Source organism: Leucobacter komagatae, from assembly GCF_000834055.1.
In the GTDB taxonomy this organism is placed as follows: Bacteria; Actinomycetota; Actinomycetes; order Actinomycetales; family Microbacteriaceae; genus Leucobacter; species Leucobacter komagatae_A.
Genome location: NZ_JXSQ01000005.1, coordinates 1 through 12,474, shown reverse-complemented (window position 1 = coordinate 12,474; position 12,474 = coordinate 1). Strand labels below are relative to the sequence as shown.

General features: G+C 64.0%; 14 protein-coding genes and 5 tRNA genes. 12 read left to right on the top strand and 7 right to left on the bottom strand.

Features of this window, described 5'->3' with window-relative positions:
* Positions 1–29 precede the first annotated feature (29 nt).
* The 4 genes from SD72_RS05360 to SD72_RS05350 form a co-directional block, all read right to left on the bottom strand.
* Positions 30–1,160 (bottom strand): NAD(P)/FAD-dependent oxidoreductase, encoded by a 1,131-nt coding sequence (locus SD72_RS05360; protein ID WP_232299652.1) that lies wholly within the window; start codon positions 1,158–1,160, stop codon positions 30–32.
* 120 nt (positions 1,161–1,280) lie between these two features.
* Positions 1,281–1,448, bottom strand: a complete 168-nt coding sequence (locus SD72_RS17690; RefSeq protein WP_157000470.1) for a hypothetical protein — start codon at positions 1,446–1,448, stop codon at positions 1,281–1,283.
* Positions 1,449–1,503: 55 nt separating this feature from the next.
* Positions 1,504–1,992 (bottom strand): YciE/YciF ferroxidase family protein, encoded by a 489-nt coding sequence (locus SD72_RS05355; protein ID WP_042543423.1) that lies wholly within the window; start codon positions 1,990–1,992, stop codon positions 1,504–1,506.
* A 314-nt stretch (positions 1,993–2,306) separates the two neighbouring features.
* Positions 2,307–2,606, bottom strand: coding sequence for a hypothetical protein (locus SD72_RS05350; protein WP_042543422.1), 300 nt, complete (start codon positions 2,604–2,606; stop codon positions 2,307–2,309).
* Positions 2,607–2,787: 181 nt separating this feature from the next.
* Between SD72_RS05350 and SD72_RS05345 the strand changes: the two genes are divergently transcribed.
* From SD72_RS05345 to SD72_RS05325, 5 genes are read left to right on the top strand one after another with little or no spacing between them, the layout of a single operon-like run.
* Positions 2,788–3,123, top strand: a complete 336-nt coding sequence (locus SD72_RS05345) for an ArsR/SmtB family transcription factor (protein WP_042543421.1) — start codon at positions 2,788–2,790, stop codon at positions 3,121–3,123.
* Positions 3,116–3,550: an SRPBCC family protein gene (locus SD72_RS05340; protein ID WP_042543420.1), complete on the top strand. Its 435-nt coding sequence runs from the start codon at positions 3,116–3,118 to the stop codon at positions 3,548–3,550. The genes SD72_RS05345 and SD72_RS05340 overlap by 8 nt, the downstream gene beginning before the upstream one ends.
* Positions 3,551–3,596: 46 nt before the next feature.
* The gene (locus SD72_RS05335; protein ID WP_042543540.1) at positions 3,597–3,956 is read left to right on the top strand and encodes a nuclear transport factor 2 family protein; all 360 of its coding nucleotides are present in this window, start codon (positions 3,597–3,599) and stop codon (positions 3,954–3,956) included.
* 13 nt (positions 3,957–3,969) lie between these two features.
* Positions 3,970–4,335, top strand: coding sequence for a TfoX/Sxy family protein (locus SD72_RS05330; RefSeq protein ID WP_042543419.1), 366 nt, complete (start codon positions 3,970–3,972; stop codon positions 4,333–4,335).
* Positions 4,332–4,991, top strand: coding sequence for a DUF2461 domain-containing protein (locus tag SD72_RS05325; protein WP_042543418.1), 660 nt, complete (start codon positions 4,332–4,334; stop codon positions 4,989–4,991). The genes SD72_RS05330 and SD72_RS05325 overlap by 4 nt, the downstream gene beginning before the upstream one ends.
* A gap of 375 nt (positions 4,992–5,366) precedes the next feature.
* Here the strand turns inward: SD72_RS05325 and SD72_RS05320 are convergent.
* Together SD72_RS05320 and SD72_RS05315 are read right to left on the bottom strand one after the other, a co-directional pair.
* A tRNA-Val gene (locus SD72_RS05320) sits at positions 5,367–5,442 on the bottom strand.
* 106 nt (positions 5,443–5,548) lie between these two features.
* Complete coding sequence (locus SD72_RS05315; RefSeq protein ID WP_042543417.1) at positions 5,549–6,571, bottom strand: hypothetical protein; 1,023 nt, start codon at positions 6,569–6,571, stop codon at positions 5,549–5,551.
* 155 nt (positions 6,572–6,726) lie between these two features.
* Here SD72_RS05315 and SD72_RS05310 point away from each other — a divergent pair.
* The 6 genes from SD72_RS05310 (at position 6,727) to SD72_RS05285 (ending at position 9,879) form a co-directional block, all read left to right on the top strand.
* Positions 6,727–6,799, top strand: a tRNA-Gly gene (locus SD72_RS05310).
* A gap of 47 nt (positions 6,800–6,846) precedes the next feature.
* Positions 6,847–6,917, top strand: a tRNA-Cys gene (locus SD72_RS05305).
* Between the two features lie 28 nt (positions 6,918–6,945).
* A tRNA-Val gene (locus SD72_RS05300) sits at positions 6,946–7,017 on the top strand.
* 835 nt (positions 7,018–7,852) lie between these two features.
* Positions 7,853–8,812: an Ig-like domain-containing protein gene (locus SD72_RS05295; RefSeq protein ID WP_198141875.1), complete on the top strand. Its 960-nt coding sequence runs from the start codon at positions 7,853–7,855 to the stop codon at positions 8,810–8,812.
* A 404-nt stretch (positions 8,813–9,216) separates the two neighbouring features.
* Positions 9,217–9,289 (top strand) — tRNA-Gly (locus SD72_RS05290).
* A 182-nt stretch (positions 9,290–9,471) separates the two neighbouring features.
* Entirely contained in the window at positions 9,472–9,879 is a 408-nt protein-coding gene (locus SD72_RS05285) for a RidA family protein (protein WP_042543415.1), read from the top strand.
* Positions 9,880–9,927: 48 nt separating this feature from the next.
* Here the strand turns inward: SD72_RS05285 and SD72_RS05280 are convergent, their stop codons facing one another.
* Positions 9,928–10,314 carry a DUF1304 domain-containing protein gene (locus SD72_RS05280; RefSeq protein WP_042543414.1) on the bottom strand — a complete coding sequence of 129 codons (387 nt, stop codon included), beginning with the start codon at positions 10,312–10,314 and terminating at the stop codon, positions 9,928–9,930.
* A 298-nt stretch (positions 10,315–10,612) separates the two neighbouring features.
* Between SD72_RS05280 and SD72_RS18445 the strand changes: the two genes are divergently transcribed.
* Positions 10,613–12,474: TPM domain-containing protein (locus SD72_RS18445; protein WP_042543413.1), on the top strand; the 1,862-nt coding region annotated here is incomplete at its 3' end.

Here is a 12,474-nt window from a genome sequence, read left to right as displayed (position 1 = left end):
CGTGGTGCGTGACCCGGGGTGTGGGGTGGCTAGGCGAGCTCCTCGGCGGCTCGCCGGCCGATAGCCGCCGAGAGGATCACGCCTGGGTGCGCTACTGAGATGTAGAGCCCCGCAACACCGGGAACGAATCCGAGCAGGGGCGTTCCCGCTCGCGGCGTCGGCCGATCCCCGATCCGCGCGTCTATGAGCGTGACCTCAGCGCCGCCTGCGAGGCCGCTCCTGATCCCGGCCAGCGTCTCGGCGGCGAGCTCGGCCGGGGCGCCGCCGAATCCGTTGGGCACGTCCTCTGCGGCGAGAAGCGTTGTCGCGTCCCGCTGCCTGAGCTCGAACGCTGGCGTCGACAGGATCCCGCGCACGAGCGGCTCCGGCGTCGCGAACGTGAGCAGGCAACTGGGGGAGGCGTCGACGGCGAGCGTCGGGCTGGCTGCGCCGCCACTCGCAGGATCGAGCGTTGCGGCGAGCGCGGGCGTCGCCGTTCCTGCGGCGAGCACGACCGTCCCTGCATGGATGGCGCCGCGCGAAGTCAGGGCACCGGTGACTGAACCGTCCTCCCGCAGGAGCTCGGTGACCCCGGTGGCCGTCATGATGTGCGCACCGTGCGCGGCTGCTGCTGCGATCAGCGAGCGGGCGAGGGAGCTCGGATCCACCGCGGCGTCGCCCCTCGCGTATGCGGCGAGCGCGGGCGCCGTGCGGAGCCCCGGTTCGCGTGCGAGCACCTCTTCGCGTGCAATGAGCTCGATATCGTGTCCGATCGCCCGGTGCTCGGCCACGAACGCGCGGGTCTCGTCCTCAGTGGGCTCCCACGAAATCGCGCCGCACTCGCGCAGCCCGAACGGCGCAAGATCCTCACGGCGCAGCCGAGCGAACTCGGCGGCGGCGCTCGCTCGCAGCGGCTCCGCGTACGCCTTCGCCTCGCTTTTGGCGAGCCCGACCCACCCGAACGAAGCGCTCGTGACCCCGCCCCCGACCTCGCCGCGCTCGACGACGGTCACCGCTCGCCCGGCTCGCGCCAGGTGGTAGGCGATTGAGGCGCCGACGACTCCCGCCCCGACGACGAGAACGTCGGCGGCCACGAGAGACTTGCCGCGCGCGTGCGAGCGTTGGGCGGCTGCCGTGTCCGCGGGAGGGGAGACCTCGGCTGCGCTTGGCATCGTTTCCATGCTCGCAAGCGTAGCGCGGGGTGCGCCTCCCACCAGGTCGCCACCACCGCGCCGAAGCGCACGTTGAGGGCCGGTCCCGCATCCGCGGGGAGGTCCTCAACGTGCGCCCTGGGGTGGGTGCTACAGGTTGTAGGGTGCGGAGGTCTTGTCGTCCTTTTCGGGGTGACGGATCAGCGCAGGGTCGCTCTGTCCTTTTCTCGGGTCGACGTTGCTTGCTTCTTCCTCGGTTGAACCGTCCATCACTGGCTCATCGAGCGTCTCTTCGCTCTCGTGCTTCTTCTCTTTCATCGGTTGCTCCTGTGCTCTGTCGGGGGACTTGGGCGGACGCGGCTTCGGCCGTCCGCTAGCTGGAGGAGAGGAGATCTTTGAGGACATCCCTGAGCTCCTTGCTTGTGTGGACCTCTTGGTCGAGATTCTCCTGCAGTAGGGAAGAAGCATCGCTGAGACCAAGCGCGGTTGCCGACAGGATCAACCCGTCGTAGCTCGCTATCTCAAAGTGCTCGTTGCCAAGCGCGCTCATCACCGCGATCTGGTTCTGCAGTTTCGGTTCTGCTTTCCCGAGGAGGGAGGCCGCCTGGTCCTTGATGCCCGTCGTTGCGGGGGACGGGGCGGAGGATTCATGGACACCGATCGCCGCAAAGACCTTTCCGATCTTGTCGATCTGCTCACGCGTTTCGTCCGCGTGGTGTGAGAAGAGCTTCTTCACTTTGCTATCCGATGCTGCTTCGTGCAGGTCTCCGAGCGCTTCGAGGGAGTGGTGCTCCATCGTGAGAACGCTCCGAAGCTGGTACCGAAACAGATCTTCCGGAGTGCTTAACACTTGCTGATTCATGGGTGATGCTCCTAACCAGAAGTAGTTACTTCTTTCAAGCAGCCTGCGCCCGGAGTCTGTGCATCACGTGGGTACTTCGCGGGGGAAAGCGATGTAAGAGGTGAGAATAGCCCCAGCTCTCAGCTTGGGAGCGGGGCTTCCCGCCGCGTGCTATTCCACGCTGTCGCTGGCGGGCGCGCTCGTTACTGCAGTGACGCACCGCTCCTGTGTGTTGCGTTCCCTGGGAGTTTTGCACCCGCCAGCGACGCGCGGCCTTGCGGTGGCCCTGGGCGCCGTGCCGCCGGGCCCGGCAAGCGCCCGGCGGTTGCCCCGGTCTATTTGGCGAACGCTGGAGCTGTCGCCTCGCAGGCCAAGGCCTCGCCGGGTTCTCCGGTGGTGGCGGCGATCTCACGCTCCCCGTCGAGCAGTATCCTGCATGTGGCGCGCTGGCCCGCTGTGGTTGACGCTGAGAGCGTCGTTTGGTCGCCGACAATCACCAGAGAGTCGGTTTCCCAGGCGCTGTCCCCGGTGTAGCTGATGCCGATGGCATCACACAGGTAGTAGGCATCGGTGCGGGAACGGTCGACCTCGACATAGCGCATGGCATCGGCTCTGGTGCCCCGGAAATGGACCACGCCTCCATACATTGTGACCACCTCGCCTATCTCATGTACTTACCTAATACCTAAGGTGACAGACGTTCATTCAGACGGAGAGGCTTCTTGGGGTGGCGTCGTGGAGCAGTCCTGCACATGTCAAAGTGAGTACAAACAGTGATTTGTGTTAGTTTGGTTATCCGTGGCGAGGAGGCTTCGAATGAGTGCTGAGGCAGTGGCAGACCTTGACCTGGCGCTGCGTGCGCTGGCCGACGGGAACCGGCGGGCGATCCTGCGGGTGATCCGATCTACTCCACAGCCGGTCGGCGCGATCGCTCAGGAGGTCGGTCTTTCGCAGCAGACGACCTCGCATCATCTCGGGGTGCTCCGCAAAGCCGGACTCGCGGTCGGCACTCGGGAGGGAACGCGTCATCTGTTCGCGGTCGATACCGACGGTTTGGCGGCGGTGCGCTCCTATCTGGATGAATTCTGGCCCGGGAAGCTCGCTGATTTGAAGGCTGCGATCGAGGCCCGGGAGGCCGAGGATCATGTCTGAGTTCCGCGACTTCATCGAGATCGCCGCCGCACCGGACACGGTGTTCGAGTACTTGACCACCAATGACGGCATGACGGCCTGGATGGGGCAGTACGCCGAACTCGACCCCACTCCCGGCGGGCGGTTCGCCGTTGTCATCGCTGGTCATCCCGTGCGGGGCGAATATCTGCACGTGGAGCCACCGAGCCGTGTGGTGGTGTCGTGGGGGTTCGCCGGAAGCGACGATCTTCCCGCAGGAGCTTCGACGGTAGAGTTCCGGCTCACACGCATCGACGGCGGCACCCGTGTTGACCTCTGCCACTCCGATCTGCCCGAGACCGAAGTGCGCGGTCACGCCGACGGATGGGCGAACTTCCTGCCCCGTCTCGCCATCGCCGGAGCCGGTGGCGACGCTGGGCCAGACCCCTGGCACCCGCTCCCGGACTGAACCCGCTCACTCGCTGCTCTCGCAGCACGACGAACAGGAGAACCTCATGACCACACACAGCGCCTACGACACCGTGCGGAAGTACCACGAGGCGTGGACGAGCGGCGACATCGACGCCGCGATGGGCTGCGTCTCGGATGACATCAGGTGCCGCGCCCCGGGGGTCGATCTGGAAAGCAAGGACGCGTATCGGGAGTTCATCGGTGGCTTCGCCCCGATGCTCACCGGTATCGGCGATATCGCCGAGTTCGTGGACGGGGATCGGGTCGCGCTGTTCTACTACCCGCAGACCGCCGCAACCTCAACGACACCCGCGGCCGAATACTTCACCGTCACTGGCGGGAAGATCACGGAGAGCGTGCTGATCTTCGACCGGCTCTCTTACGGGCCGCCCTCGCAGGCCTGAGCCGGAGGTTGTCGTGACTCCCGAACAGGCTGCGCTCATCGAACGTCTCCGCGCTCTGCTCGCCGACGAGCCGGTGGTGCGCGAGGTGTCGATGTTCGGCGGCAGATCCGTGATGGTGAACGAGAAGATGATCGTCAGCGCCCTCAAGGACGGCGGTCTCCTCGTGCGAGTGGATAGCGTGCAGCACGCTGAGCTGCTCGCCAGGCCGGGGGCGATGCAGGCCGAGATGGGGCCTGGACGCGACATGGGGCCTGGACGCGACATGGGGCCGGGGTGGATCGAGGTCGCGGCAGAGGCGATCGAAGGTGGCGACCAACTCGCTGCCTGGGTGAGAATCGCGATGGACTACAACCGCCACGTCACGGGCGGCCACCCATGAGCGGCTTCCTGGGGTTCCCGCCGGGCCTGTTCGAGTTCTTCACCGACTTGGAAAACGACAACACGAAAACGTTCTGGCAAGCCAGCAGGCAACGTTGGGAGTGCGACGTTCGCTCGCCGATGCGATCCCTGCTCGCCGACCTCTCCGACGAGTTCGGGCCGCTGCGGATGTTCCGCCCGAATCGCGACGTGCGATTCTCCGCCGATAAGTCGCCCTACAAGCTCTGGGCAGGGGCGACCAGCGAGTCGCAAGCCGTCGGTGGGAACGGCTGCTACCTCGAAGTCTCCGCCACGCGCGTCGTCACAGGGTGCGGGGCGATGCTTATGGCCCACGATCAGTTACGCCGATATCGAGCCGCGATCGATGACCACACGAGCGGCACCGAGTTTGAAGCGCTGATCGACACACTCGCCGCGCGATCACTTCCGGTCTCCCACGGCGCGGAGGAACCCTTGAAGACTGCGCCGCGTGGCTACTCCGCAGAGCATCCACGCATCCGATATCTGAGATGGAAAGGCGCTGCCATCATCCAGGAATGGCCGAGAGGCGACTGGATGCACACAACCAGAGCGCGGGATGCGATCCGAGATGTCTGGCGAGGCGCGAAACCACTCATGGCGTGGCTGGTCAGACACATCGCTGATCCCGCGAGCTAACTGCGCCGGGCTTACTTCCCAGTTGCACTTGATCGGGTGCCGGTGGCGTGCCTCCTTCACGGAAGGCGTCACCATGTCCGAGCACACCCCACCCACCGCAAGCAATGACACTACGGCTCAGATTGGCTCGGCACCCTACGGCTACGAGACCCCGGAACGTCTCCGTGCTCTACTGATCTGACTGTGTGAATCCGGGCCTGGCTCATGGCGGGGGCGCTCGGGACGAGGCGGAGCTGATGCGCTAGGCCGCGTCCGAGTATCGGCGACTAGCCCGCAAATACGGGCTGGACGCCTGGAGTGTAGCCGGGCGGAGCCGAACAGCACCCCACCCGCCGGATAAAACGAAGACCCCCGGCCTGGCCGGGGGTCTTCTCGTGGTGGGCGATGCCAGACTCGAACTGACGACCTCTTCCGTGTGAAGGAAGCGCGCTACCAACTGCGCCAAACGCCCGATCCGCATGGGTTGCGGCGACTACACGATCATACACAGTGGCGCGCTCGCTCGCACATCGACCAGCGTGGCGACAGCGTCTAGTAAGTCGCGGAGCAGGGGAGCGCTATGCGCTCTCGACTTCTGAGAGCGGCTCCGGGATCGTGCTGTCGAGGATGTCGTTCAGCTCCAGACTCACGTCGTTGAGTTTCATGAGTTGCTCGCGGAGGTCGTTGAAGCGGTCGGAGTCTGCCTGGATCTCGCGGCGCACGGCCTCAAGGCCTTCCTGGCGGTCGAGTAGCTGGCCCCTGATGGAGTCGAAGAGCGGCTTGTCGCCAGAGAACTCGTAGCGCTCGTTGCGCTCTTTGAAATCTGCGGCATCAGCATTGAACTGTTCGACCGCTGTGTCGTAGTTTGCGCTCCGCTCCTCAATGTCGACGCGCAATGCTTCCAGCTCGGCGGCGAGCCTGTCTGCCTCTGCTTTGAGCTCGGTGAAAACGGTGTGATAGCCGTCGTACCAGTTCACGATGACAGACCGGTCCGTGAACCACTGGGCATAGTGTTCCTCAAGCTCCGGTGGAAGGTCGCGCACCTCGGTTCCGAGGACGGAGTGCAGTTCGTTCGCAAAGGCTGGCTCTGAGAGGGACTCGTAAACGCTCATTCGCTGAGCAAATTCCTCATCCGAGGCTGACAATTTGTCGTACTCTGCGATGAGCTCTCTCGAGAGGGTCGCACGATCATCTTGGCTGAGTCGCACCCACGTCGCATGCAAAAGCTCGTGGGCTGCAGTTGTCTCGGCAACGCCGTTGAGGCGTTTGTCGGTGACCTCGAAGAGGCGGATGCGTCGCTCAGCGAAGCAGCCGAGAACGTGGCCCTCTTCGGTGTGGTCCACTGCGGCGCACCAGCGGTTGAACTCCTTCTTGCCCCCGATGGTCGGCTGGGAGGCGAGAAAGACACGATTTCCGCTTGAGCTGAGTTGGATCTCCTCGCGGATCTGCTCGATCCGTTTGGAAGGATCGAAAGATGCCGCAACGAAGTGGTCTCGAATGTCTGACCGGTAGGAATAGGCAACGACACCGCCGGCGGCTATCGCGACGGCCAGAACGACCGCGACCCCCTGCGCGATGCGCTTCCCTGTGCTCCGTGACATATGGGCAATCGTATCTTTGGTAGGCCGAAAAGCCCCTGTATGACACGTTTCCAACGGGTAACGATCCCGCGCCACGCCCGGGGCTTTGGGATGAATTTGCGCCCGAGGCCCGGGCTGTATAAAGTTATACGAGTCGCCAGCACGGCGGCGAAAATGCGGATGTGGCGCAGCTGGTAGCGCACAACCTTGCCAAGGTTGGGGTCGCGAGTTCGAATCTCGTCATCCGCTCGAGTGGCCGAGAGTATTCTCGGTCGCTTTTGGTGGCAACAAGATACGGTGGCGTGGCCGAGAGGCGAGGCAGCGGCCTGCAAAGCCGTATACACGGGTTCGAATCCCGTCGCCACCTCGAATAACAACTGAATAGCCTGTAACAGGCGCGATTGGCGCAGCGGTAGCGCGCTTCCCTGACACGGAAGAGGTCACTGGTTCGATCCCAGTATCGCGCACAGATAGTTATTACATAAGCCCCGAATTTCCCGAAACGGAAGTTCGGGGCTTTTGTGTGTTCGGCACGCGTTTGGCGACTCTGGCTGCCTTTCTGGCACCGTGTGCGCCAGGTCGCTGGTTCGGCGCTTCCTGAAAGCGGCAAGCCTGTCCTGCGGGATACGTGGGCTTAGCTCATTTCCAGGTCTGCCTGGCCTCAGGACCCGCCGCGGGCCCGCCCGTTCCTGATCGATGCCTGCAATCACTGCGCTTCGGCGGGCGAGAGGGTCAAGTGGCACGTTCTACTCCAATTGTGGGGCGCGTACGCACCCTCTCACTGTGAGCGGTTAGGTGGGTTGCGACGCCCACTTGGGTTCGAAACGAAAGGAGTAACCGCGTCAGCGGTTCCCGTTTCTTGAACGTGGTCGTCATTTTGCGCACGCCATTGTGCAAATCGCGCACATTTTGGATAAACCGCTGGTGTGACCAATAAGGGCAGGTTAGGTTCGACAGATGCGCCGTATATTAATTACCACCCTCGCTGTCCTTGTCGGGACGCTCGCTCTTGCACCAGCCGTTGTGGTGGCCCCTGCCGCCCGAGCAGGCCAGGTCGAAAGCGTATCTCTTGGACTGGCTACCTGCACTCTCACCGAGGCGTCGGTATCAGTCAGAGGTATTGTGCTCGACCGGGACAACACCGGATTCGGTGTGGAATCCCTCAGGATCGACCTCAGCGACGGGGACAAACAGCTAGGAGAACCTTCCTACCGGGTGGGTCCGATGGGGCCGCTTCCCAGTTTCTCTGTCGGCTTTGATCTGACGGAGAGGCCAACTAAAAACCCGATCAAAGCGACGGTGGTGAGTGTCGCCGGAAACGGGCTTGAAGAGCTGCCGCTCCAATCTGGAGAACTGTACTGCCCGAACCTCCCAGGGTCGATTGTCACAACTCCAGCCGATTTGACGTATCCGGATGCGACAGACGTGTGGGCCTCCTTTGAGCCGTTCGTTGCTGAACGTTCTGGCAGCAAGGTCACTTACTCCGTGCGCACGGAGCCAACTACTGGCACGCTCGACGTTTTGCCCAACGGCTTCTTCATCTACCAGTGGGGAGCGGCCAGTACTGTCTCCTTTGAGGTCACCGTGCGCAACGCTGCAGGACAGGAATCGGCACTTCCCGTGACTCTCAAGCGGCTTATGCCATCTCCAGTTGTGCTCACGTCAAGCGCCACTGAGGTGACGCAAGGTGACTCGGTGAGTATCGCCGCACGTATAGAAGCTAGTGACACTGCTCTGCTTCCCACGGGGACAGTCACGTTTACTGGCGAGGGCGACGGGCAGTCCTGGGCCGAAGACCTTGGGCCTGACGGTGTGGCATCTGTGGACATTGATGATCTCCCTGCGGGAGTCCATACGTTTCGGGCCTCGTATTCGGGTGACAGCAACTACGCGGCGTCCGTTTCCGAGGCGGTCACGGTGACTGTCGCAGCGAAGGAAGAGCCCGGAACGGGGGAGCCCGAGTGTGCTGAGGGTGAAGCGCTCAACGAGGCTGGCGAGTGCGTGACCACGGGAACCGAGGGTGAGGGAGGCGAGGGTGAAAACCCTGGCGGTGAGGGCGGCAAGCCTGACGGGGGAGTGAAGCCGGAGCCACTGCCAGACACTGACAAGACTGACGCTGTGCTCGAGTCGGAGGAGCCCGTGAATACGGTGCCAGCACCGATCGCGAACACCGGCGCGGAGAGCTCGGTGTGGCTTGCCGGTGCGAGTGCACTCATCATCGGGGCCGGCGTTTCGCTCGTGGCCAGGCGGCGCCGAGCCTGACTCATGCGGGGACAACATAGCCCCGTGTTCAACTCCTCGTGGAGTGAGCACGGGGCTATTGCTGTTCCGGGACTACTTCACGTGGTGGGGAGCGCATGCCTATTGCGCGGACCACAGCTCAAGAAGGAACCCCCGGCTCAGGGACGAGTGCCTCTCGAAGAGCGGCAGGATCGCGTTCTCGCGCAGCCCGCCCTTCGGCAGAGCACCACTGGTCTCGATGGGCGACGCTTCAGTTCCTCCGTTCGGCATTCCTACGAGAACGCCACATTCGCCCGGGGAGCTCCTTCAGCGACCTGCGGCGGAGGTGATGAATCGCGCGAGTGCGCCGCATAGCCGCCACGATTTCCGAAGAGTGCTCGCCACACGATACAGTTATACGAGTCGCCAGCCCGGCGGCGAAAAATGCGGATGTGGCGCAGCTGGTAGCGCACAACCTTGCCAAGGTTGGGGTCGCGAGTTCGAATCTCGTCATCCGCTCAAATAATTCGGCAGCAGTGGTGTCCACTGCTCGCAGCCTCCGTTCAAAGCCACCGCTGAGGTGTGCTGACTGAGCGGCGCCGCGAGCGGATAGTGCCGCCACGCATCGGACCAGGGGCGAGCGCCTGACGGTAGACTTGGAAGCTCACTATTCGTGTCGTATTTACCAAGAAGGTCTATCTTTGCCGACTGCAGTTTCACTCATCCGTTCCGAATCGCTTTCTGACGTCGTCCAGTACGCATACGCGGCAACCGCTCCCGCCGATTCGAGACTGATTTTCCTCGCGGGTTCATGCCCGCTCAACGACGACGGCACCACGGCTGGTGTTGGCGACTTCGCTCTCCAAGCACAGAAGTGCCTCGACAACATGAAAGCCGCGCTGAGCGAAGCCGGCGCCACCATCGAAGATGTCATCAGCACCAGGGTGCTCGTGGCTTCGACTCGCCAAGCAGACCTCGTTGAGGCCTGGGGTGTCGTGCGTGAAGAGTTTGGTTCGCACGATGTCCCGAGCACACTGCTTGGCGTCACAGTGCTGGGCTACGATGACCAGCTCGTTGAGATTGAAGCGATCGCAGCCGTTCGCCCGTAGCGGCCCCACCCCGTTGGGTAGCGACACGCACAGCTCTTGGCCTGTGCGCTAGCTGATTACGCCGACAAGCAGGGCAACGACTGCCAGAAGGGGCAGCGTTCCCTGCTTGACGGCGGCCGCACGCTTCGATGGGGAAGTGATGAACAAGACAAGGGCGGCAGCGAGCATCGACCCGGTTCCCGCGAATGCGAGTGCGAGCCCTGGCCCGGTTGGACCCAGCCACGTGAGCGCGATCCCGATGAGGGCGACCAGCGCGAGGAACAGGTTATAGAAACCCTGGTTGAGTGCCATCTCCTTCGTCGCATTCGCTTCTTCTTCGCTCGTGCCGAAGGTTGCGCGAACGCGCGGGCTCGTCCAGGCGATCGACTCCATATAGAAGATGTAGATGTGGAGTGCCGAGGCAAGAGCGGCGAGCGTGAGGCCTGCAGTGATCATTTGGTCAGTGTAGTCCTCGGCTGCCCTGACTCGTGACCGCCTTCGGTGCAGATCAGCCAGTCCGGGAGGGGAGACAACGCGACGCCGTGTGCGAGGCTCTGGGTGTCAAATGCCAGAACGTTGATTCATGCGGTGCGCGGGATGCGCGCTCAACACTGGCTGCGACCAACACAGCCAGAGCACATGCTCTCAATATGGAAGCCATTGATACCACTAGCGCTGCCCGCACTGCACTCCTAAACTATGCCTAACGGACACGCGTGGACATCCGCGCGGCCTTTACGATAGGGGATCGCGGATGAAGCGGGTCGCAACGGTTCTCGGGCTTGCCGCCCTCGCAGCACTGGCGTGGCTCGCACCGGCAGCCGCGACCGCGACGCCACCGCCGGCCTTTGCAGGCAAGTACGTCATCGATGGCACCAGCGGATCGGTGCTCGGCTCCGACACAGGAAAGCTCGAGCAACAGGTTACGGAATTCGCGGCAGAGCACGGTGTCCAGCTCTTCGTCGTCTACGTCGATACGTTCAGCGCCCCAGCGGACCCGCAGGAGTGGGGCGCCGCGACCGCGCAGAAGAACTTCCTCGGTGACGACGGCGTGCTCCTGAGCATCGCGGTGGACGATCGCCTCTACGACCTCAACGTCGCGGATGCGCTCATGACCGACGCGCAGTATGACAAGCTCGCGAACGACTATGTCCGGCCCGCGCTCAAGGGCGGCGATTGGAAGGGTGTTGTCGGCGCGACACTGAACGGGATTGAGAAGACAGTGCTCAATCCGGAGTCGAATGGTACCGGGGTTGCGGTTGCCGTCGTCGGCGGCGTTGTCGTCGTCGGAGGCGTCGCAGCCGGTGTGGTGATCTCCAGGAAGAAAAAGCGGGACCGTGAGGCCGCCGCTGGTGATGCCCCGCTCTCCCTGGGTGAGCTCGAAGCACGCGCCAGTGCACTGCTCGTCCGTGTCGACGACGACCTTCGCAGCAGCGAGCAGGAGCTGAGTTTTGCTGAAGCACAGTTCGGTGCAGCAGCAGCCGAGCCGTTTGCGGCGGCGATCGCGGATGCGAGAACACAGCTCGCCGCCGCGTTCGCCCTCAGGCAGAAACTCGATGACAACATTCCCGATAGCGACGAGGACCGTCGCGCTTGGCTCACCGAGATCATCGAGCGTTGCGAAGGCGCGAAGACGTCGCTTGACGCGCACACTGAGTCGTTCTCCGAACTGCGGGAGGTCGAGCAGCGGGGCCCCGAGGTGCTCGAGCAGCTCAGGGCACAGCATGCTGCGGTCGGGGCGCAACTCCAGACGGCGCACGACCGGGCAACCGCGATCGCCGCATCCTACGCCCCCGAAATCGCCGCGCAGCTCACCGCGAACCTCGGCGAGGCGGCGGCGCGGCTCACCTTCGTTGGCGAGTGCGTCGAGGGGGCAGCGGCCGAACTCGCCGCAGGGGAAACGGCCGCGGCTGCGGTCTCGCTTCGCGCGGGAGAAGCCGCCATCGAACAGGCTCGCACCCTCGTTCAGTCACCCGACGTACTCGCTGGCGAACTCGCCGAGAGCGCGCAGCAGTATGAAGCCGCGGCGGCGGATCTCCGCGGCGACCTGCAGGTCGTTGCGCAGCTTCTCCCGGTTGCGGGTGAACAGGATCGACAGGCGCTCCAGCTCGCGAGCGAGCGGGTATCTACCGTGCTCGCCGCTGGAGCAGCCGGCGACCCGATCGCAGCGCTTGCGGCTGCCGCCGAGGTGAATGTGCAGATTGACGCGGCAATCGGTGCGGCCCGCGAGAACACCGAGCGGTTGCGCAGAGCCGAGGCAGCGCGGGACGAAGCGCTCGTCCCGGCACGTACGGAAGTGCTTGCTGCCGAGCAGTTCATCGAGACGCGTCGCGGGGCGATCGGGGCGCCAGCGCGCACCAGGCTCGCCGAGGCCAAACGCCAGTTGCAGCTTGCCGAGCACTATGCGGCGCAGGACCCGGCCCAGTCGTATCAGGCGGCCCAGCAGGCCACGCAGTACGCGCGCGCCGCCTATCAACTCGCCGTGAACGACGTATCCGGCTGGGGTGGCGGCGGTGGATACGGTGGCGGATCCGGCGGCGGATCGAACGGGAGCTTCGGCGGCGCCGGTCCTTGGCGGCATCCTTGGGGGACTGCTTGGCGGCGGTGGCGGCGGCG

Bases quoted from the DNA above. Each gene is read 5' to 3' on its own strand.
- SD72_RS05325 (WP_042543418.1), top strand. From the start codon at position 4,332: ATGAGCGGCTTCCTGGGGTTCCCGCCGGGCCTGTTCGAGTTCTTCACC.
- SD72_RS05360 (WP_232299652.1), bottom strand. From the start codon at position 1,160: ATGGAAACGATGCCAAGCGCAGCCGAGGTCTCCCCTCCCGCGGACACG.
- SD72_RS05345 (WP_042543421.1), top strand. From the start codon at position 2,788: ATGAGTGCTGAGGCAGTGGCAGACCTTGACCTGGCGCTGCGTGCGCTG.
- SD72_RS17690 (WP_157000470.1), bottom strand. From the start codon at position 1,448: ATGAAAGAGAAGAAGCACGAGAGCGAAGAGACGCTCGATGAGCCAGTG.
- SD72_RS05340 (WP_042543420.1), top strand. From the start codon at position 3,116: ATGTCTGAGTTCCGCGACTTCATCGAGATCGCCGCCGCACCGGACACG.
- SD72_RS05335 (WP_042543540.1), top strand. From the start codon at position 3,597: ATGACCACACACAGCGCCTACGACACCGTGCGGAAGTACCACGAGGCG.
- SD72_RS05355 (WP_042543423.1), bottom strand. From the start codon at position 1,992: ATGAATCAGCAAGTGTTAAGCACTCCGGAAGATCTGTTTCGGTACCAG.
- SD72_RS05315 (WP_042543417.1), bottom strand. From the start codon at position 6,571: ATGTCACGGAGCACAGGGAAGCGCATCGCGCAGGGGGTCGCGGTCGTT.
- SD72_RS05280 (WP_042543414.1), bottom strand. From the start codon at position 10,314: ATGATCACTGCAGGCCTCACGCTCGCCGCTCTTGCCTCGGCACTCCAC.